We start from the raw sequence: 21,635 nt of genomic DNA, 5'->3' as shown, positions 1-21,635 counted from the left end.
GTCCCTCACCCCACCGCGCGCTTGTCTGCGGGGGCGGCGACAAACTCGCTGAACTTGGCAATCAGTTCAGCCTTGCGCAGCGGTTTGGTAAGGTAGTCGTCAAGACCGGCCTCGATAATACCTTCGCGGTCGCCGGTCATCGCGTGGGCCGTGACGGCGATGATCGGGACATGCGGCCCGTTACCTTCGAGTTTACGGATTTCGCGGGTGGCTTCCTTGCCGTCCATGCCGGGCATTGAGATATCCATGAAGATGATGTCGGGGCGGCTGGCCTGAAAAGCCTCCACTGCCTCAAATCCGTTGTTGGCAAAGACCAGATCCAGATCCAGCGACGACACCATCTTGCGGAACACCAGTTGGTTGGTCTTGTTGTCTTCGGCCACAAGAACGCGCATCGGCCCAAGATCCGGCGCTTTTTCAGCCGGACCCGAGGCGTCAGCAACAGCGGTATCATGCCCGTTCACCCCTTCGATCGCCGCGAACAGGGCACGGCGTGCCACGGGTTTTTGCAGGATCGCCGTCACATCGCCCCGTGATCTGGAATTCTGAAGTGCGCCGGGATTGCGGCTGAACAGAAGCACCGGCACCTTGTGCCCCACGCGCCGCATTTCGGTGGCAAGGCTAAGGCCGTCCATATCCGGCAGATCCTGCTCGATGATCAGCAGGTCGAACGGATCTTTGCCATGATCGATCGCCTCTGCCCCGGACTGGCAAAAAGCGACCTCCAGCCCAAGAATGCCCAACTGTTTGCCCAGAATACTGCGGGTGGCGCTGTGGTCGTCGACCACGAGGACCCGTTTCAACCCCTCGGGCACCTTGACCGATTCAAAGACGACCGGCATGTCCGTCGGCAGCACCACGCGGAAGCCAAAGCACGACCCCTTGCCCAGTTCGGAATCGACCCAGATCTCTCCGTCCATCAGTTCGATCAGCCTGCGAGAGATGGCAAGGCCAAGGCCTGTCCCCTCGAACTGGCGGTTGCGTTCGTCATCGACCTGATTGAATTCGCCGAATACGTGTTCCACCTTGTCCGCCGGGATGCCGATGCCGGTATCCTCGACCGTGAGGTGGATCGCGGTCATGCCATCCTCGCCCGGTAGTCCGACGATGCGGACCAGCACGTGCCCCTCGATGGTGAACTTGATCGCATTCCCGAGCAGGTTGGTCAGCACCTGGCGCAGACGTCCGGCATCCCCGACGAACCGGGATGGCAGGAACATGTCGTAATCAACCAGCAATTCCACTGCCTTCTCGCGCGCGGTCGGCTGCAGCAGCATGACCACCTCATGCACCGCGCTTTCCAGATCGAAGGGCTCCGGATGCAGAACCAGCATTTCTGCTTCGATCTTGGAGAAGTCGAGCAGATCGTTGATGATGACCAGCAACGCCTCGCCCGAATTGCGGATGGTCTCTGCATAAAGCCGCTGCTCTTCGCTCAGATTAGCGTCTATCAGCAGGTCAGCCATGCCGACCACGCCGTTCATCGGTGTGCGGATCTCATGGCTCATGTTGGCAAGAAAGGACGACTTGGCACGATTGGCGGATTCGGCGCGGGCCTTGGCCTCTTGCAGATCCTGCTGGACCTGTTTCATCTGACTGATGTCGATGCGCAGCCCGACCCGCCCGCCATCCGAGGTTTCCTTTTCATACACCCGCAGCCAGCGCCCGTCGGTGAGTTGCTGTTCGTGCTCAAAGGATGGCAGGCGGTGTCGGTCCATTCTCTCTTCGAGCCACTCTGCCTCACGGCCGTGCGCCTCCTGGTACTGGCCGTTTTCCAATCCAAACCTGAGGATCTCCTCGAAGGTCGCGCCGGCGACCATCGCCTCGGCACTTGATTCATACATGTGGCGGTAGGGCGCGTTGCTCATCAGCAGACGATCATCGGAATCGTAGATGACAAAGCCATCCGGCAATTCCTCGACCGCCGACCACATCCGCATCAGTTCCGTGATGTCGGTGGCAAGACTGACGATCCCGCCATCCGGTGTGCGCCGGTCCTGAATTTTGAGAAATTGACCGGACCAGAGGCGGATGGTGATGGGCGGAATCTCTGTTTCATCCCACCGGGAGAGCATCCGGCCACGCCATACCTGCGCCGCTTCGCCTTGGAGGTCGACGATGCCCTCTTCGACCATCATATCGACAAAATGCGCATAGCTGGTTCCGGGGCCGATGCTATCAAGCCCCTCGAACACAGCAAGGTAGGGCGGGTTGGCCAGTTCCAGCAGTCCTTCGGCATTGAACAGGGCAAACCCGTCACGGACAGAGCGCAGCGCCTTCCAGAGTTGGCCTTCAACCACTTCGATCTTCTGAAACGCTTCGCCCAGTTCGGTTCTGACGCGCACATTTTCGTCGCGCACAGTTGCCACTTCGGCCCGGGTTTCGGTGATTTCGTGGCTGAGCCTGCGGGCATGGTGACCAAGTTTGCGGTTGGCAGCAAAAAGTTCCGCCTGCTTGAGTTCAAGCAGCCGCTCTGCCGCCAGTCGGGCGCGTCGTTCCTCGGCCAGTTTCTGGGCCAGATTCATGCCACTCTCCGTCACATGAGGGTACTTTTGCGCATTCAACGTGAAGAAGTGTTTAAGTTGGCCCGGCGGGAATCGTTGCATGGTCCGGGACCTGCGTGCCACGGTAACTCAACTGCACGGGGAGGTTTTCATGCGTCGCCTATTCACAGCCATCGCGTTTCTGATGCTGGGCCTTGCCCCTGCGCTGGCGCAGAATCCGGTGCCAGAACGGCGCCTGATCGTGACGCGGGACGTGGATTTCTACGGTGCCGATCTGCAGACTCTGTTCGACACGACGCTGGATGCCTGCCAGCGCGTGTGCCTGAACGATCCGGCCTGTCAGGCCTTTACCTTCAACACCCGTTCGCGCGCATGTTTCCCAAAATCCGCCATCAGCGACCGCAGTCCCTATGATGGCGCAGTGTCGGCGCAGGTCGTGGCAACACCCGCTGCGGTGCTGTCGCAGGCCGCGTCGCGGGCGCAGGACCTCGGCTTTCTGCCAGAAACCGATCTGACCCGCGCCCGTGCGCAGGCCGAAGCGCTGGCCACCCTGCACGGCGGCGGCGAATGGAGCGGCGAGCAGCTGATGCAGGCCGCGCGGGAACAGATGGCCCGAGGCAACACACGCCAGGCAATGAACTGGACCGGTGCCGCGCTGGCCCAGATGGATACCACCGATCTGTGGATCGAATACGGGCGGTTGGCCGGGGTTCTGGCCGGGTCCGAGAAAAACAACCGCGAACAGCGCGAATTGCAGGAGCGGGCCGAGCTGTCCGCCATCAATGCGTACCTTCGCGCAGGCAGCACCCCTGAAAGGGTCAACGCCTTGGTGGCACTGGCACAATCTTTGGAAGCGCTTGACCGGGGCCGCGAGATGATCCCGGCGCTGCGACTGGCCGAAAGCCTTCAGCCGCGCGCCGACGTCACCGCGCTGCTGGACGATGCCGTGGGCAAATACGGTTTTCGTGTCATCGACACGACCGTAGAGGCGGACAGCGCCGCGCCCCGCATCTGTGCGGAGTTTTCTGAACCTTTGATCAAGGCCGGCGTGGAGTATGCGCCATATGTCCGCCTGCCTGATCAGCGGCTGGTTGTGCAGCCGTCAGAGCGTCAGATCTGCATAGACGGCGTGGAACATGGCCAGCGCTATACGCTGACCTTCCGTGCTGGTCTGCCCTCGGCTGCGGGCGAGGAGCTGACGCGCGATGTGCCGGTGACGCTGTATGTGCGCGACCGCAGCCCGTCGGTCCGGTTTCCGGGGCGGGCCTATGTGCTGCCCCGCTCCGCTGATGCCGGGCTGCCGATCGAGACGGTAAATCTGGATGAGGTGTCCCTGTCCCTGTCGCGGGTGAGCGACCGCAACATGGTGCGCGCCTTGCAAGACAACTATTTCGGTCGCCCTCTGGGGCAGTATGAGCTGGAGTATTTCAACGACGATCTGGCAGAAAAGATATGGACCGGCACTGGCGAGGTGGAAAACCGTCTGAACGCCGATGTGATGACCCGATTGCCGATGGGCGCAGTGGTGGGCGATCTTGAACCGGGGATCTATGCGCTGACGGCGTCGGTTGTCGGGGCGGACCCCTACGAAGATGCGGGCGCTACCCAGTGGTTTGTGCTGACCGACATTGGCCTGACCACCCTGTCGGGGGTGGACGGCCTGCACGTCTTTGCGCGCGCGCTGTCCGATGCCTCGGCGCTTGAGGGTCTGTCGCTCACGCTGGTGTCGCGGTCCAACCGTGAACTGGCCATGGCGCGGACTGACAGCGATGGCGTGGCAAGTTTTGCCCCCGGTCTGATACGCGGCACGGATGGGTCGGCGCCCGCCATGGTCGTCGTGCGTCAGGGGGACAGTGATCTGGCCTTTCTGTCGCTGACCGATCCGGCATTTGACCTGTCCGACCGTGGGGTCGAGGGGCGCGAGCCTGCCGGGCCAATCGATACCTTTCTCGCCACGGATCGTGGGGCCTATCGGGCGGGCGAGGTGATCCATGCCACGGCCCTTTTGCGCGACGCGGACCTTGCGGCCATAGACGGTGTGCCGGTCACGGCGATCCTGACCCGCCCCGACGGTGTGGAATATACGCGGACCCTGTCGACGAGCGGAGTCGCGGGCGGGCATGTGTTCAACCTGCCACTGGCGCAGTCTGTCCCGCGCGGAACATGGCAGTTGGCGGTTTTCGCAGATGTGGATGCCCCGGCGCTGGCGCGTCAGACCCTGCTGGTCGAAGATTTTGTGCCCGAACGTATCGACTTTGCCCTGACCCTGCCCGAGGGGGCGATCCGCGCGTCGTCACCGCCGCTGCTGGAGGTTTCAGCCCGGTATCTGTTCGGTGCGCCGGGGGCCGATCTGCCGATCGAGGGCGAGTTGCGTCTATCGGCGCGGGACTCTCTGGATGCCTTTCCGGGGTATAAATTCGGCCTGCATGACGATGAAACGGACGTCCAGACCCGCAGCCTTCCCGGTGATCTGCGCACAGATGCAAACGGGTTTGCACAACTTGCGCTGCCACTGCCTGACGCGGACGGCATCACCGCCGGGCGGCCCTATAGCGCCGAAATCACCCTGCGGCTGGCCGAGGGATCCGGTCGGCCGGTTGAGCGCATGATCACCCGTCCGCTGGCGCCCATACAGCCGATGATCGGAATCAAACCGCTGTTCGACGATGCCGTGCCGAACGGGGCCGAGGCGCAGTTCCTGTTGCAGGCCGTGGGCGCGGAGCTGACCCCGGTCGGGATGGAGGCGCAATGGACCCTGAACCGGGTCGAAACACGGTACCAGTGGTATCAGCTTTACGGCAACTGGGACTGGGAACCCGTGACAACCCGCAAACAGGTGGCTTCGGGCACCGTCATGCTGGGCAGCGACCCGGTGGAACTGTCGCAGGCTGTCGGCTGGGGCCAGTACGAACTGGTGGTCGAACGGCTGGGAGGCAGTTACGTCGCATCGTCGGTCGGGTTTGATGCGGGCTGGTACGCGCCCGCCGATGCCGCCGCGACGCCGGACACGCTGGAACTGTCGCTCGACAAGCCCGGATACCGCCCCGGTGACACGGCAATGCTGCGCATCGTGCCGCGTTATGCGGGCAAGGCGCTGGTGACGGTGCTGAGCAATCACGTGATTTCAATGCAGGCGGTCGAGGTGAGCGAGGGCGAAAACCTGATTCCCGTGCCGGTCACTGATGAATGGGGCGCCGGGGCCTATGTCACGGCGCAGGTCATCCGGCCGATGGATGTGGCGGCGGGGCAGAACCCGGCGCGCAGTCTGGGGCTGGCCCATGCGTCGATCGCCCCCGGCGCGCGGCAGCTGTCTGTTTCGATTGAGACAATGGCCGAATCCACGCCGCGCGGGCCGCTGTCTGCTGCCGTGGTCGTTGATGGGCTGGGTGATGGGCAAGAGGTCTATGTGACGCTTGCCGCGGTCGATCTGGGAATCCTGAATCTGACCGGGTTCAAAGCCCCCGATCCGTCGACCTATTACTTTGGCCAGCGTCGGCTGGGGGTTGAAATGCGCGACCTGTACGGTCGGCTGATCGACGGCATGAATGGCGCGATGGGGCAGGTCCGTTCCGGTGGCGATGCATCCGCGCAGATGCGCCTGCAAAGCCCGCCGCCGACAGAGGAGCTTGTCGCCTTCTTTTCGGGGCCTGTGAGGGTTGTCGATGGTCGTGCCGAGGTCAGTTTCGACATGCCCGAATTCAACGGCACCGTGCGGCTGATGGCGATTGCCTGGTCGCCGACCGCCGTGGGTCAGGCATCAAGGGACGTGCTTGTCCGCGATCCGGTGGTGGTCAGTGCATCCCTGCCACGGTTCCTTGCGCCCGGTGATACCGCGCGCCTGCTGCTTGAGATTGTCCACGCCACGGGACCGGCTGGGCGGATGGGGCTGGATGTGACCGCCGACGGTCTGGTACTGGATGCGACCGCCGTGCCCTCGGGTGTGGACCTGAGTGATCACGGCACCACGCGGCTGCGTATTCCGTTAAGCGCGCAGGAAGGGGGCGATCACACGATCCGCGTGGCGCTGACCACACCGGACGGCACGCAACTGATCAAGACGCTGACGCTGGGTGTGCGGGCGAACGATCCGGTCGTGGCCGAAACGCGGCGCTTTTCGCTTGCCTCCGGGCAGACCTTTACCCTTGATCAGCATGTCTTTGACGGGCTGCGCCCCGACACGGCGACGGCGTTTCTGGCTGCCGGTCCATTGGCGCGGTTCGACGCGCCGGGGCTGATGGCGTCGCTGGACCGCTACCCATATGGCTGCACGGAACAGGTCACGTCGCAGGCTCTGCCGCTGCTGTACATGTCCAGTGTGGCCGAGGCGATGGGGCTGGGGCCAAAGGCGCAGATGGACGCGCGGGTGGATCAGGCCATCACCAAGATCCTGACGCGGCAGGCGGCGAATGGGGCCTTTGGCCTTTGGTCCGCTGACTCCGGGGATTTCTGGCTCGACGCCTATGTCTCGGACTTCCTGAGCCGGGCACGGACGGCGGGGCACGGCGTGCCCGTCGTTGCGTTCAAGGCCGCAATGGACAATCTGCGCAACCGCATCGCCTATGCCGCCGATTTCGATCAGGGGGGCGAGGATATCGCCTATGCGCTGATGGTGCTGGCCCGCGAAGGTCAGGCGGCGATGGGGGATCTGCGGTATTATGCCGACACCATGGCGGATGATTTCGCCACCCCGTTGGCGCAGGCACAGATGGGCGCGGCGCTGGCGAGCTATGGCGACCAGACCCGCGCCGACATGATGTTCGCCAAGGCGGCGCAAAAACTGTCCGGGCAGGTCGGGGCAGAGCCCTCGGGCTACCGCACCGACTATGGGTCGAATTTGCGTGATGCAGCGGGGCTGTTGTCGCTGGCGGTCGAGGCCGGGAGCATAGCGGTGGATCGCGAGGCGCTGACCGTCCGGATCGCCTCCGCCGACCGCCCGATGTCCACGCAAGAGCAAAGCTGGTCATTGCTGGCGGCACATGCGCTGGTGCAGGACCCCACGGTTTCGGGGCTGACTGTAGACGGAGCACCGGTATCGGGGCCGTTTATCCGGCGGCTGTCAGGGGATGTGCTGCAACCGCAGGAGATCCGCAACACCGCAGGGGCACCGACCGACATCACCCTGACAACGCTGGGCGTGCCGTCGGTGCCCGCCCCAGCCGGGGGATATGGCTATGCGATCACGCGGGATTATTACACGATGGACGGCGTTGCGCTGTCCGGTCCTGTGGCGATCGGAGACCGGCTGGTGACCGTTCTGACCGTACGCCCGGCCGAAGACACCGGCGCCCGGCTGATGGTGGATGACCCCCTGCCCGCCGGGTTCGAGATCGACAATCCCAACCTGCTGCGCGCCGGTGACATCCGTGCGCTGGACTGGCTCGACCCTGCCGAAACGCGCAACGTCGAGTTCCGCAGTGACCGGTTCCTTGCGGCCGTCGACTGGGAATCGGCTGAGGCCTTCCAACTGGCCTATGTGGTACGGGCGGTGTCGCCGGGGGTGTTTCACCATCCGGCGGCCTCGGTCGAGGATATGTACCGCCCGCAGTACCGCGCCCGGACCGATACCGGCGCCATGACAATCACCGAATGAAGGGACGAACATGAGCGGAACCGTCATTTGCCGGATGCACTGGCGCGCACTGGATCGCGAAGGCGAGGATTCTTGCACCCTGACCCAATTGACCGGCGGCTGGATGCTGGTGGGTCATGCGCAGTTTCACCATTCCCATGGCTGGGCCGCGCTGGATTATGTGGTGCGCTGCGGGCCGGACTGGACCACAACCAGCGCCGATATCACCGGCAATCATGGTGACACGCGTGTCGCCCTGCGCCTTGTTCGGTCGGGGGCTGCCTGGCAGTTGAACGGTGTGGTGCAGCCGCAGGTGGCAGGAGCGACGGATATCGACCTTGGATTCACTCCGGCGACCAATCTCATGCCGCTGCGCCGTTTGCCGGATATTGGCCGCCTGCCCTGCCGTGCGGCCTGGCTACGCGATCCGTCGGGCACCGTTGAACCGCTGGATCAGGTCTACACCCGCCAGCGCGGTCACGTGGTGCAATATCGCGCTGAACAGACCGGCTATTCGACGCAGTTTCGGGTGAACGAACATGGCTTTGTCACCCAATATCCCGGCCACTGGGAAAACTGCCATGCGCCCTGACCGGTTGCTGCTGGCGCTGACCCTGGTGATGTGGTCCGGGGCGGCGCTGCGTGATGGGTTTGACGGCTGGATGGGCGCAACGGTGCTGCCGCCACTGGTTATTGCGACCGCACCGGAGGTGCGCGACCGCGATGGCGCATTGCTGCGCGCCTATACCGTCGAGGATGGGCGCTGGCGGATGGCGCTGACCCTTGATGCGGTTGATCCGCTGTTCGTCGATATGCTGCTGGCCTATGAGGACAGGCGGTTCTACCACCACAGCGGGGTTGATCCCCGCGCAATCCTGCGGGCCGGAATACAAGCGCTGCGCAATGGCAGAGTCGTTTCGGGCGGGTCGACCCTGACCATGCAGGTGGCGCGGCTGCTTGAGAACAGCGGCACCGGTGACTGGGGCGGAAAGCTGCGGCAGGTGCGTGTGGCGCTGGCGCTGGAACGACAGTTGAGCAAGGACCAGATCCTGTCGCTATATCTGCTGATCGCGCCCTATGGCGGCAATATCGAAGGGCTGCGCGCCGCCACGCTGGCGTATTTCGGCAAGGAACCGCGCCGCCTGACCCCGTCGCAGGCCGCGCTGCTGGTCGCGCTGCCGCAATCGCCCGAAACCCGCCGCCCTGATCGGTTTGCCGATACTGCGCGGACGACGCGGGACCGGGTGCTGGCGCGTATGGTCACCGCCCGCGTCCTAAGCGCCGAGGCCGCCGATGCCGCGCTGCGAGACTCCAGCCCTGTCGCGCGTCGCCCGGTGCCGCAACTGGCCCCGCATCTGGCCGATCGGGCGCTGGCGCTGGGGCGCGGGCGGGTGGACACGACTTTGGACGGTGGATTGCAGGTGCGGCTGGAAACGCTGGCACAGCGGCATATGGCGGGGCGCGATGCGCGTCTGTCGCTGGCCATTCTGGTGGCGGATCATGTGACTGGCGAAATCCTCGGCTCGGCCGGATCGCCGGATTATGACAATACTCTTGGGCAGGGGTTCGTCGATATGACGCAGGCCGTGCGGTCGCCCGGGTCGACGTTGAAACCGCTGGTCTACGGGTTGGCTTTTGACCGGGGGCTGGCGCATCCCGAAACGCTGATCTCGGACACACCAGTGCAGTTCGGCGGCTACGCGCCGCAGAACTTTGACCACCAGTTTCGCGGCGACATCCGGGTAATCGAGGCGCTGCAATTGTCGCTCAACATCCCTGTGGTGCGTCTGACCGAGGCGCTTGGCCCCGCACATTTGATGGAGGCGCTGCGTCGCGCCGGGGCGCATCCGGACCTGCCGACCGGTGTGCCCGGGTTGGCGGTCAGCCTTGGCGGCGTCGGGCTAACCTTGCAGGATCTGGTGCAAGTCTATGCCATGCTGGCCAAAGGCGGACGCGCAACGCCCCTGCGCTGGACAGGCGATGCCAGCGGCGCAGGCCAACAGGTGCTAAGTCCGCGCGCGGCCTGGCAGGTGGGGCACATCCTTGCCGGAATCGTGCCGCCAGCCGCCTCCGGGCCGCGGGGCCGCGTGGCGTTCAAGACCGGCACATCCTACGGGCACCGCGATGCCTGGGCGGTCGGTTATGACGGGCGCTATGTGGTTGGGGTGTGGATCGGGCGACCTGACGGGACGCCGGTGCCCGGTGCCTTTGGCAGCGATGAAGCCGCCCCGCTGCTGTTCGAGGTGTTGGGTCGTGTGCGCAGCCAGCCGGTGCCTTTGCCACCGCCGCCCGCCGATACACTGATAGTGTCGAATGCCGATCTGCCCCTGCCGTTACAGCGCTTTGGCGGGATGCAGAACAACGCGCCGAAACTGTCGATCCGGTTCCCGCCGGACGGGGCGCGGCTGGCAGCAGGCGATGCGGGTTTCCCGCTGAAACTGCGTGATGGCAAGGCACCGTTCACGGTATTGCGCGACGGTGCCGTCGTGACGGCAAACCTGCGACGCCCCGAAACGCTGATTCCGACCAATGGACCGGGGTTCACAACCCTGACGGTGATAGACGCGACAGGAGCCTCTGGTCGGGTGTCTGTGGAACTGCGCTAAGGCGCTGTCGCGTGATCAGAACCCGTATCCGATCGATACCGGGCCCTTGCTCAGACCCACAGCGCCGCCCAAATGCACGCCACTGCTGCCCCCACTCAGGGTGGCAGTGTACGACGGGCGAACGGGTTCGCCATCTGCGCCGCAGCCGGACAGCGCCAGAACGCTGAGGATGATAGCGAGTCTCATCCCAAAAGCTCCTGCCAGCGGGCTACCTGTTCGCGCACGCGCGTCGGGGCGGTGCCGCCATAGCTGAGACGCGAGGCGACGGAATTGTGCACGCCCAGCACCTCGAACACGGCATCGGTGATGCCTTCGTGCACACCCTGCATGTCGGCCAAGGTAAGATCAGGCAAATCGCAGCCCTTCTTTTCCGCCAAAGCCACCAGCGCGCCGGTAATGTGATGCGCCTGACGGAAAGGTAGGTCGAGGATGCGCACAAGCCAGTCGGCAAGGTCCGTGGCCGTCGAAAAACCGCTTGCTGCCGCGCGTTCCAGCGATTCACGGTTGGCGGACATGTCTTTCACCATGCCTTCCATCGCGGCCAGTGCCAGCATGAGGTTGTCAGCGGCGTCAAAGACCTGTTCCTTGTCTTCCTGCATGTCCTTTGAATAGGCCAGCGGCAGGCCCTTCATCACCATCATCAGTGCGACATTGGCACCAAAGATCCGACCGATCTTGGCACGGATCAGTTCCGCCGCATCGGGGTTCTTCTTCTGCGGCATGATGCTGGAGCCGGTGGAAAAGCGGTCAGACAGCGTGACAAAACGGAACTGGGCAGAGGACCAGATCACCAGTTCCTCGGCAAAGCGGGACAGGTGCATGGCACAGATGCTGGCCGTGCTCAGGAATTCCAGAGCAAAGTCGCGGTCCGACACGGCATCAAGCGAGTTCGCCATCGGACGGTCGAACCCCAGCGCCTCGGCAGTCATGTGCCGGTCGATGGGAAAGGATGTGCCGGCCAACGCCGCCGCGCCAAGGGGCGATTCATTCATGCGTTTGCGGGCATCGCGGACGCGCGACAGATCGCGCGCGAACATTTCGACATAGGCCATCATGTGGTGGCCCCATGTCACCGGCTGCGCGGTCTGAAGGTGGGTGAAACCGGGCATGACCCAACCGGCGCCAACCTCGGCTTGGGTCAGCAGCGCCTTCATCAGCGCCACAAGACCCGCGTCCGTGGCATCCAGCTGATCGCGAACCCATAGCCGGAAATCGGTCGCCACCTGATCGTTGCGCGACCGTGCTGTGTGCAGACGACCCGCCGGGGCGCCGATCACCTCGGTCAGGCGGGATTCGACGTTCATGTGGATGTCTTCCAGAGCGGTGGAAAACTGGAACTGGCCGGTCTCGATCTCTGACAAGACCGTGAGAAGGCCTTTCCGAATGGCCTCGACGTCGCTAGGACTGACGATGCCCGTCGCGCCAAGCATGGCGGCATGGGCCCGAGAGCCGGCGATATCCTGAGCCGCCATCCGCTGATCGAACCCGATCGAGGCATTGATCGCCTCCATGATCGCATCCGGTCCGGCGGCAAAGCGGCCGCCCCACATCTGGTTCGAGGTTGTGTCAGACATAAGCAAAGCCCTTCGGAGGCAAAATGAAACGATATCTTCTCGCGTTCGTCTATACCGGCCTTGTCGTTCTTGCAAACCCGACCCTTGCCGATGTGGACGCTGCATCGGCGCTGCGCGAGGGGGACATGAAGAAGATGAATTTCCATTCAGTGCCCAAAGCAGTCGGCACGTCGCAATTTACCGGATTCGATCAGAAGCCATTGTCTCTGGCGGACTATCAATTGTCGCTGGCGGATTACCAAGGGAAATGGGTGCTGTTGAATTTCTGGGCCACATGGTGCGCACCCTGCCGCAAGGAAATGCCCATGCTGTCAGAGTTGCAGACCGAGCTGGGCGGAGAGAATTTCGAAGTTGTGACCATCGCCACGGGGCGCAATCCGCCGAGTGCCATGCAGAAATTCTTTAACGAGATCCGCGTGACGAACCTGCCACTGCACCGCGACCCCAAGTCGTTGCTGGCGCGCGAGATGGGCGTTCTGGGCCTGCCGATAACGGTGATTATCAACCCCGAGGGGCAGGAGGTCGGACGACTTCAGGGCGATGCAGAGTGGTCTTCGGACAGCGCCAAGGCGATGTTGCGGGCGCTGATCGGGGAAGAGTAGCGGCAGCCAAGACCCACGCGTCAGCCCCTGGCTGACCGACGCTGCAACCAGCGAAAGACCAGCGGCGCGAACAGAATTACCATTGTGATGCGCACAACATGGTGGCTGGCGACATAGGCAACCTGTGCATGCATGGCGAGCGCGACAAGGCTCATTTCAGCCAGACCGCCGGGGGAATAGGCCAGCAGGACCTGCTCGGTCGTCTGGCCAAACAGGCCGTGGAATGCCACCGCAAAAACCACGGTGACGGCCAACATGATGATCGTAGCACCCAGGCTGAGCAGCAGCGCATGGCCAATGTCGCGCGCCTTGGAGCCCACGAACCGGCAACCGATGATCGTGCCCAGTATCAGCTGCGCCAGTACCACGAGCTCGGACGGCGGCGGGTTGCTGGCCAGCCCCGCAAGATGCGCAACCGCGCTGACAATCATGGGACCGATCAGGGTCGGCGCGGGCAGGCGCAGCAACGGGCCAAGATAGAAACCCAGAATGCCGCAGACCGTCAGCACCGCCAGATCGCGCAGAGGGATCTCCGAAAAGCTGACCCCGAATTGTGACCGGTCGCCCAGATCATAGCCCGCGATCAGGCGAAACCAGACCGCCACCAGAGAAACCACGATGACAATGCGCGCCGCATGGGCAAGCGCGATCTTGGCATCGTCACCGCCGTAGTCGCGACCAATCAGGATCATCTCGTTCAGGCCCCCGGGCATCCCGGCGAAAAAGGCGGTGACAAGATCGAAACCGCCGAACCTGCGGTAGAACGGCACGACAAGAACGCAGGACACCGCAAGGTAGAGACCGAGAAACCCGAAGGACACGAGCCAGTCCCTGGCCTGTGTGATCACCTCGGGCTTGAATCCGGCACCCAGCATCACGCCGATGACCACGATCACATAGGGGCGCACCCGGATCGGCGGGCGAATGGGGGCGTTCAGAACGGCGGCAATGGTGTTGAAGATCATCGGCCCCAGCATCCAGGGCAGGGGCGAGCCAAGACTGCTGAACAGCAGCCCCCCGGCAACCCCAAGTGTCAGCGCCAAGGTGATATGCCCCCAAAGCGCACGCCGCGACAGCGTCTTCAGCTGATCGTCCTTGTTTTTGGCAACTACCATGCGGGCGTTGCCGGTGATCCGCGTCCGGCCAACTGGGCCATGCTCACCTCATGTCCTGTCACAGCGCCTTTTAGCGCCCAGGAACGTCTTCGGCCCGTTGGCGGGCCGTGTCAAGGCAGGCTCAGCGGCAATAGGACCCGCTGCGGTAAGCGGCTGTGTCGAAATGGAAATGGTCACGGTGAAACCCATCTGACCCCGGCCCCAGCACGGTGCCGAACGGACCACAGGCTGCCTTGTGCAGTTTGCGCAGCAGGAGACCGTCCTGAGTGGTATCCCAGCCTTTCAGAACGGTAATCCGGGACCCGTCGCGCAGGCGAAACCCTGAAATGTCGATGGCGCGGCCTTTTCCGTGTTCGGAAATCCTCGCGCCCTTTTGATTGTTTCGCGACCGGCATGCGTAATGTGCAGCGACGGTGATACGCGCCACGCCCCCGCCCCGCGAACCGACGGCGGGGATCAGCGATGTGTCGACCCACCGTTTCAGCGTCTTGGCGGTGGTGCAGTTGATCAGCGCCTGCTGACTAAGCGAGATACCGTTGACCGAGCGCAAGCGCACAGCATCCTTGATGCCGCAACCGCCAAGACGCCCGGACACAAGGCCGATACTTTCACCCTGAAGTGCCGGGTCACCACAGACAGCCCCGCGCGCCTGTTTTTTCCGCTGGACCATGGCCGCCTGAACGATGGCAGCGGGGCGAAGCGATGGGCGCAGAGTCCGGCTAACGGCGAGGCTTGAGGCAGAAGGAGCGGCCAAATCAGGCAGACGTTCGTTGCGCCCGACCGCAGCGCGTGGCGAATTTGCGATCAGCGCGACCTCAGGCATTCCGGGCCGGGCGGCGGGGCGGCTATCCGCCGAAAGACGTGGCAAAACGACGTTTGCTGTGGCCACAGAGGGCGGCGCGATGCTGTTCTGAAGGCGGGCAACTGGGCGGAGCGAGGTATCAGGAGACTCGGCAAAGGCAGATGTGGCAAGGACAAGCGCCAAGAAGCCTTTGACTATCAGCCGCATTACCGCTCCGTTCTTGTTCGTCCAAAATTCGGGGCATCGGTGTCCTGACCCGCCTCGATGATACCACGTCGAATGGCGCGGGTGCGCGTAAAATAGGCGTGAAGGTGGTCGCCGTCGCCGGTGCGGATGGCGCGCTGAAGGGCAAAGAGCTCTTCGGTAAAGCGGCCGAGGATTTCCAGAGTCGCCTCTTTGTTGTTGAGGAACACGTCGCGCCACATGGTCGGATCGGATGCCGCGATGCGGGTGAAATCGCGGAAACCGGCGGCAGAGTATTTGATGACTTCGCTGTCGGTGACACGGCGCAGGTCGTCCGCCACGCCCACCATGGTGTAAGCGATCAGGTGCGGTGTGTGGCTGGTGACGGCAAGGACAAGGTCGTGATGTTCGGCATCCATCAGTTCAACATTTGCGCCCAGCGCCTGCCAGAAGGTGGTCAGCGTTTCGACCGCTTCGGGTGCGGCCCCCTCGACGGGGACAAGCAGGCACCAGCGGTTGTCGAAAAGGCTGGCAAAGCCGGATTCTGGGCCGGAGTGTTCGGTGCCTGCCAGCGGGTGCCCCGGCACGAAGTGCACGCCTTCTGGAAGGTGGGGCGCGACCGCCTCGATCACCGTCTTCTTGACCGAACCGACGTCTGTCACAGTGCAGCCGGGTTTGAGGTACGGAGCGATTTCCGCGGCCACATCGCCCATGACCCCCACCGGAACGGCAAGGACCACCAGATCGGCGTCTTCCACAGCTTCGGCGGCGCTGTCGCAAACGGTGTCACACAATCCGATGCGTCGGGCGGTGTCACGGGTTGCGGCAGAACGCGCGTAGCCGGTGACATGACCGACCACGCCGCGTCGTTTCATCGCCCAGAACATGGACGAGGCGATCAGGCCCAGACCGATCAGGGCGACGCGGGGGTATACCTCAGTCATCGCTGACCTGCCTTGAACTGCCCCACGGCATGAGCGACCCGGCGGCAGGATGATTCATCGCCCACAGTGATGCGCAGGGCATTCGGCAGCTTGTAGGACCCCACCCGGCGCACGATCAGCCCTTGGGATTGAAGGTAGATGTCGCAGGCTTCTGCCTCTTCGACGGAACCGAAGCGGGCCAAGACGAAATTCGCGGTCGAGGTGTCGGACGGCACGCCATGTTCGGCCAGCGCCTCGGACAGCCAGGACCGCATTCGCGCATTTTCGGCGCGACACTTATCGGCATAGGCCTGATCACGAACTGCTGCCTCGGCCGCGACAAGGGCGGTGCTGGACAGGTTGAAAGGCCCGCGGATACGGTTGAGGACGTCGATGATTTCCTGCGGGCCATAGCCCCAGCCGACGCGCAAACCACCAAGGCCGTAGAGTTTGGAGAATGTGCGGGTCATCACCACGTTGTCACGCGCCTGCGTCAGCGCCGCGCCGCCATCGTAGCCTTCGACGTATTCTGCATAAGCACCGTCAAGGACAAGGATCGCTTGCGGCGGAATACCTTCGGCAAGGCGCTCAATCTCGGCCATGCCGATCATCGTGCCGGTGGGGTTGTTGGGGTTGGCGACAAAGACCAGTTTGGTGCGCTCAGAGCAGCCCGCGAGGAACGCGTCGACATCTGTGACGCGTTCGCTGTCGGGGACCTCGACCGGGGTCGCGCCGGAAGCCAGAGCAGAGATCCGGTACATGCCGAAACCATGCACCGAGTGCACCACTTCATCCCCCGGACCGGCATAACACTGGCAGAGGAAGTGGATGATTTCGTCGCTGCCGACACCACAGATGATGCGGTTGGCGTCCAGTCCGTGCACCTCGGCAATGGCCTGCCGCAGTGACGCGTGGTCGGTGTTGGGGTAGCGGTGCAATTCGTGCGCCGAGCGGCGAACAGCCTCCATAGCGGCGGGGCTGGGGCCAAAAGGGTTCTCGTTCGAGCTGAGCTTGACCACGTTGGACACGCCATCCACATGCGCCTTGCCACCCTGATAAAGGGCGATGTCCATGATGCCGGGCTGGGGCGTGATCTGTGTCATCTGTGAACTCCTGTTGGAAGGTGTTTAGCGAGGGCGGTTCGGCAAGAAAAGCGGCAAGTGGGAAGTGCGGGCTACACCCACCCGACCATCAAGGCTGGGACTTGTTTTACGCTTTCCTCTAGCTCGCCAGCACGTTGCGGAACTGCCAGGGGTCGGAATCGTCGATATCCTCGGGAAAATGCTCCCACCGGTCCTGCAGCGGGGTCCAGTCGGTGTAATGCGCCTCGACCGGACCAAGGTAGGGCCGCTGCACTTCGAGGCACCGCGCATGGTCCATCTCGTCCGTCTCGACGATGCCGGCCATGGGGTTTTCCAACGCCCAGACCATGCCCGCCAGAACAGCCGAGCTGACCTGAAGGCCGGTGGCATTCTGATACGGCGCCAGATCGCGGGTCTCTTCGGTCGACAGCCGCGAGCCGTACCAGAGAGCATTCTTTTTATGGCCGAACAGGAGCACACCCAGTTCGTCGATGCCCTCGACGATCTCATCTTCGGTCAGAATGTGGTGTTTGGTCTGCTGACGACCCGAGCCGAACATCTCGTGCAGGGAAAGCACCGCATCGTCCGAGGGGTGGTAGGCGTAGTGGCAGGTCGGGCGGAATTCGGGTTTGGCCGCGTCGCCGACGGTGTAGTAGTCCGAGATCGAGATCGCCTCGTTATGGGTCACGAGGTAACCAAACTGCGGCCCCGGGGTCGGGCACCATGTGTGCACGCGGGTGATCGCGCCGGGGCGTTCCAGCCAGATGCCGGCCTGACAGCCGGTGTCGTAGCTGTGACCGTTTTCGGGGAACCACTTTTCGTGCGTGCCCCAGCCTAGTTCGGCCGGCTGAAACCCTTCGGAGATGAAACCTTCGACCGACCATGTGTTGACGAAGACACCGCGCGGCCGCGGGACACGCCGGGCCTGTGTGTCCCGTTCGGCGATGTGGACACCCTTGACGCCAAGGCTCTGCATCAGTTTGGCCCAGCCGTCGCGGTCAGTCGGCGTGGTGGTGTCGTGGCCGGTATCCTTGGCCAACGTCAGCAACGCCTCCTTGACGAACCAGCTGACCATGCCGGGATTCGCGCCGCAACAACTGACCGCCGTGGGGCCGCCGGGGTTTGCGGCCTTTTCGTCGCGGACCTTCTGGCGCAGGGCATAGTTGGTGCGTTCGGCGTTGTTCTGGGTATCAAAGTAGAAACCGGCCCAGGGTTCGACCACGGTGTCGATGTAAAGCACGCCCAGTTCCCGGCAGTATTTCATCAGATCAAGCGAAGAGGTATCGACCGAGAGATTGACGCAGAAGCCTTTGCCTTCGCTGAACAGATCGCCAAGGACTTCGCGATAATTGTCTTTTGTGATCGCGACTTGCAGATGCTTCAGCCCGTGCTGGCGCAGAAAATTGGCCTGCGCATGGTCGGGTTCGATTACGGTCAGTTTGCTGGCGTCATAGTCGAAATGGCGTTCGATCAGGGGCCAGGTGCCTTTGCCGATCGAGCCGAAACCGATCATCACGATGGGGCCGTCGATGCGGCCGTAGACGGGATAGTCCTGCGTCATCCGGGGATCTCCTGCATGAGTTTGCTGGATAACTAGCTTGTGCAGGCGGCAAGGGGAACGTGTGATTTTTCTGGAGTGCGATGACGCGCCCGCCCGCAGACGGGCGCCAATTGTCAGACGATGCGGTCTTCGCTTTTCGGATCGAAGATCACCGCCTTGTCCATGTTGATCGACAGATCCGCGATGTCACCGGCGTTGACGTGGGCATCGGCGCGCATCCGACCGATCACATCCTTGCCGACCATCGTGGTTGTGATGAAGGTGTCCGAACCGGCAGGCTCCGTCACATCGATCTTGTTCTGCATCTGGACCACGATTTTGGCAGACTTGTCCGCGCCGTCGGGATCGGTGATCGCCTCGGGCCGGATACCAAGCACAACCTTGGTGCCATCGCGACCTGCAAGTGATGCCGCAGGAAGCGGCAGCGGCAGCGTGATCGGATGACCGTTGTAATCGGTGATCTCGGCCGCTGCATCCGGACCCTTGATGCGGATCACCGCATCCAGCAGGTTCATCGACGGTGACCCCATGAAGGCCGCGACAAAGATATTGTTCGGCGTGTCGTAGATTTCCTTGGGCGTGCCCAGCTGCTGGATATAGCCGCCGTTCATCACCGCGATGCGGGTGGACAGAGTCATCGCCTCAATCTGGTCGTGGGTGACATAGACGATGGTGGTGCCAAGACGTTGGTGCAGCTTCTTGATCTCGGTCCGCATGTCGACGCGCAGCTTGGCATCAAGGTTGGACAGCGGTTCGTCGAACAGAAACACGTCCGGGTCCCGGACGAGCGCGCGGCCCATCGCAACACGCTGGCGCTGACCGCCAGAAAGCTGGCCGGGCTTGCGATCCAGCAGCGGCTTGATCTGGAGCATGTCGGCGACCTTGTCCATCGCGCGGTCGCGATCCTCTTTCGGAACGCCATGCATTTCCAGACCAAAGGTGATGTTCTTGCCCACGGTCATGTTGGGGTAAAGCGCGTAGGACTGGAACACCATGGCGATGTTACGCTTGCTTGGGTGCACGCCGTTCATCGGCTTGTCCTTGATCGCGATGGTGCCCGAAGAAATCTCTTCAAGCCCCGCGATCATGTTCAGCAGCGTGGACTTGCCACAACCCGAAGGCCCAACGAGGACCAGGAATTCACCCTGCTGCACATCGATATCGACGCGGTGCAGCACCTCGACGGCGCCGTAGCGTTTGGTGACGTTGTCGATCTTGAGAAAGCTCATGAGGGCAACCCTTCGGTTGGAATAGAAAGGGGCGTCTTGACGCCGTGCATGTTGTTCAGGTGCATCGTCATCACCCCTTGACCGATCCGGACATCAGCCCGCGCACGAAATACCGGCCCGCCACGATATAGACGAGCAGTGTTGGAAGGGCGGCATAGATCGCGCCTGCAAAGTGGACGTTGTACTCTTTTACTCCGGTGGAGGAGTTCACGAGGTTGTTCAACGCAACGGTGATCGGCTGGCTGTCGAAATCCGCAAAGGATGCGCCGAACAGGAAGTCGTTCCAGATGTTGGTGAACTGCCAGATGATGCAGACCACGGTGATTGGCCCCGAAGACGGCATCAGGATGCGCCAGAAGATCCGGAAAAATCCCGCGCCGTCCATCATCGCAGCACGTACGAGTTCCGTCGGGAAAACCGCATAGTAGTTGCGGAAATACAGCGTGGAAAAACCGATGCCATAGACGACGTGGACAAGGATCAGACCGCTGGTCGTCCCGGCAAGCCCCATCAGGCCCAGCACGCGCGCCATTGGAATCAGGACGATCTGGAACGGGATGAAGCAGGAAAACAGCATCAGACCGAAGAGGATCGTATCGCCCCGGAACCGCCATTTCGTCAGCACATAGCCGTTCAGCGCACCCAGCACGGTCGAGATGGCAACGGCGGGAACGACCATCTTGATCGAGTTCCAGAAGTAGGGCCGCATACCCGTCGGCTCAACCCCGATCTGCGCGGTGGACCATGCGGCGCGCCAGGCGTCCAGCGTCCATTCCTGCGGCAGGGACATCATGTTGCCGCCGGTAATTTCAGACAAGGGTTTGAGCGAGTTGATCACCATGATCCCGAAGGGCAGCAGATAAAACAGCGCCATCAGCAACAGGAACAGGTAGATAAGGGTGCGGGCAACGCGCCCCGTACGCAGGGCGGTGTCTTGGGTTGCGACAGACATTATTTCTTCTCCCGCAGTTCGGCGTAGAGATAGGGCACCATGATCGCCGCGATGGTCATCAGCATGATGACGGCAGACGAGGCACCGATACCCATCTGGTTACGCGTGAAGGTGTAGGAATACATGAACGTTGCCGGCAATTCTGTTGCCCGACCCGGGCCACCGCCTGTCAGTGCAATGACGAGGTCATAAGATTTGACCGCAAGGTGGGACAGGATCACGAAAGCCGACAAGAACGCTGGGCGCAGCTGCGGCAGGATGATCCGGCGATACATCTGCCAGTTGCCTGCCCCGTCCATCTGTGCGGCCTTCAGGATTTCGTTGTCGATCCCGCGCAGGCCGGCGAGGAACATCGCCATGACAAAACCACTGGACTGCCAGACGGCGGCGATGACGACCGTGTAGATCGCGTAGTCGGAATTCTTGATCCAGTCAAAATGGAACGAGGTCCAGCCCCAGAGGTGCATGGTATGTTCAAGTCCGATACCGGGATCGAGCAGCCATTTCCATGCGGTGCCAGTCACGATGAAGGACAGCGCCATCGGGTAGAGATAGATCGGACGCAGCAGGCCTTCGCCCCGGATCTTCTGATCGAGAAACGTGGCGAGCGAGAGGCCGATCAGCGTGGAGATGCCGATATAGAGGCTGGCAAAGATCGCCAGATTGGTGATCGAGGTGGTCCAGTGCGACAGGCGGAAGAGCTTTGAGTAATTCTCGAACCCGACAAGATTAAAGCTGGGCAAAATACGGCTGTCGGTGAAAGACAGGTAGCCCGTGAAGATGATAAATCCGTAGACGAACAGGAAGATCACCGCCAGCGAGGGCGCGAGCACCAGCTTGGGAATCAGGTTCTGCAGACGGGTTTTGAAATCCGCCTGCGCGGGTGCAGATGCCATGACGCGGTCCAGTCTGTCAGGGTGTTTGGAATGGGGT

Annotated in this window: 15 protein-coding genes; 4 read left to right on the top strand and 11 right to left on the bottom strand. The window is 62.7% G+C overall.

The annotated features are described in order from the left end of the window. Positions 1-5: 5 nt before the first annotated feature. Positions 6-2,525 carry a response regulator gene (locus tag CHB75_RS05155; RefSeq protein ID WP_089269463.1) on the bottom strand — a complete coding sequence of 840 codons (2,520 nt, stop codon included), beginning with the start codon at positions 2,523-2,525 and terminating at the stop codon, positions 6-8. Positions 2,526-2,655: 130 nt separating this feature from the next. On the opposite strand from CHB75_RS05155, the gene CHB75_RS05150 reads away from it, so the two are divergent. From CHB75_RS05150 to pbpC, 3 genes are read left to right on the top strand one after another with little or no spacing between them, the layout of a single operon-like run. After that, positions 2,656-8,094, top strand: a complete 5,439-nt coding sequence (locus tag CHB75_RS05150; RefSeq protein ID WP_089269573.1) for an alpha-2-macroglobulin family protein — start codon at positions 2,656-2,658, stop codon at positions 8,092-8,094. 10 nt (positions 8,095-8,104) lie between these two features. Beyond that, positions 8,105-8,665: a putative glycolipid-binding domain-containing protein gene (locus CHB75_RS05145; protein ID WP_089269462.1), complete on the top strand. Its 561-nt coding sequence runs from the start codon at positions 8,105-8,107 to the stop codon at positions 8,663-8,665. After that, a complete protein-coding gene (gene pbpC, locus CHB75_RS05140) occupies positions 8,655-10,679 on the top strand; it encodes a penicillin-binding protein 1C (protein WP_089269461.1) in 2,025 nt (674 codons plus the stop codon). Before CHB75_RS05145 ends, pbpC begins: the two co-directional genes overlap by 11 nt. A 15-nt stretch (positions 10,680-10,694) precedes the next feature. Here the strand turns inward: pbpC and CHB75_RS21615 are convergent, their stop codons facing one another. After that, the gene (locus CHB75_RS21615) at positions 10,695-10,865 is read right to left on the bottom strand and encodes a hypothetical protein (RefSeq protein WP_176439061.1); all 171 of its coding nucleotides are present in this window, start codon (positions 10,863-10,865) and stop codon (positions 10,695-10,697) included. Further along, positions 10,862-12,253 carry an argininosuccinate lyase gene (gene argH, locus CHB75_RS05135; protein ID WP_089269460.1) on the bottom strand — a complete coding sequence of 464 codons (1,392 nt, stop codon included), beginning with the start codon at positions 12,251-12,253 and terminating at the stop codon, positions 10,862-10,864. The genes CHB75_RS21615 and argH overlap by 4 nt, the downstream gene beginning before the upstream one ends. A gap of 23 nt (positions 12,254-12,276) precedes the next feature. On the opposite strand from argH, the gene CHB75_RS05130 reads away from it, so the two are divergent. Beyond that, the gene (locus CHB75_RS05130; protein WP_089269459.1) at positions 12,277-12,855 is read left to right on the top strand and encodes a TlpA family protein disulfide reductase; all 579 of its coding nucleotides are present in this window, start codon (positions 12,277-12,279) and stop codon (positions 12,853-12,855) included. A 20-nt stretch (positions 12,856-12,875) separates the two neighbouring features. On the opposite strand, the gene CHB75_RS05125 is transcribed toward CHB75_RS05130, so the two are convergent. The 8 genes from CHB75_RS05125 to CHB75_RS05090 all read right to left on the bottom strand — a co-directional run bounded on the left by CHB75_RS05125 (position 12,876) and on the right by CHB75_RS05090 (position 21,598). Continuing rightward, the gene (locus CHB75_RS05125) at positions 12,876-13,970 is read right to left on the bottom strand and encodes an AbrB family transcriptional regulator (RefSeq protein WP_089269458.1); all 1,095 of its coding nucleotides are present in this window, start codon (positions 13,968-13,970) and stop codon (positions 12,876-12,878) included. Positions 13,971-14,091: 121 nt separating this feature from the next. Further along, entirely contained in the window at positions 14,092-14,979 is an 888-nt protein-coding gene (locus CHB75_RS05120) for an extensin-like domain-containing protein (RefSeq protein ID WP_089269457.1), read from the bottom strand. Beyond that, positions 14,979-15,899: a prephenate/arogenate dehydrogenase family protein gene (locus CHB75_RS05115; protein ID WP_089269456.1), complete on the bottom strand. Its 921-nt coding sequence runs from the start codon at positions 15,897-15,899 to the stop codon at positions 14,979-14,981. The genes CHB75_RS05120 and CHB75_RS05115 overlap by 1 nt, the downstream gene beginning before the upstream one ends. Beyond that, positions 15,896-16,981, bottom strand: coding sequence for a histidinol-phosphate transaminase (gene hisC, locus CHB75_RS05110; protein WP_089269455.1), 1,086 nt, complete (start codon positions 16,979-16,981; stop codon positions 15,896-15,898). The genes CHB75_RS05115 and hisC overlap by 4 nt, the downstream gene beginning before the upstream one ends. A gap of 118 nt (positions 16,982-17,099) precedes the next feature. Further along, positions 17,100-18,521 carry a homospermidine synthase gene (locus tag CHB75_RS05105; RefSeq protein ID WP_089269454.1) on the bottom strand — a complete coding sequence of 474 codons (1,422 nt, stop codon included), beginning with the start codon at positions 18,519-18,521 and terminating at the stop codon, positions 17,100-17,102. A 113-nt stretch (positions 18,522-18,634) separates the two neighbouring features. Beyond that, entirely contained in the window at positions 18,635-19,750 is a 1,116-nt protein-coding gene (locus tag CHB75_RS05100) for an ABC transporter ATP-binding protein (protein ID WP_089269453.1), read from the bottom strand. Positions 19,751-19,820: 70 nt separating this feature from the next. Then, the gene (locus CHB75_RS05095) at positions 19,821-20,702 is read right to left on the bottom strand and encodes a carbohydrate ABC transporter permease (protein ID WP_089269452.1); all 882 of its coding nucleotides are present in this window, start codon (positions 20,700-20,702) and stop codon (positions 19,821-19,823) included. Further along, positions 20,702-21,598 (bottom strand): carbohydrate ABC transporter permease, encoded by an 897-nt coding sequence (locus CHB75_RS05090; RefSeq protein WP_089269451.1) that lies wholly within the window; start codon positions 21,596-21,598, stop codon positions 20,702-20,704. Before CHB75_RS05090 ends, CHB75_RS05095 begins: the two co-directional genes overlap by 1 nt. Between the last annotated feature and the right edge of the window lie 37 nt (positions 21,599-21,635).

This window comes from Puniceibacterium sediminis, from assembly GCF_900188035.1.
GTDB classification, from domain to species: domain Bacteria; phylum Pseudomonadota; class Alphaproteobacteria; order Rhodobacterales; family Rhodobacteraceae; genus Puniceibacterium; species Puniceibacterium sediminis.
This window is presented reverse-complemented; position numbering and strand designations above follow the sequence as displayed.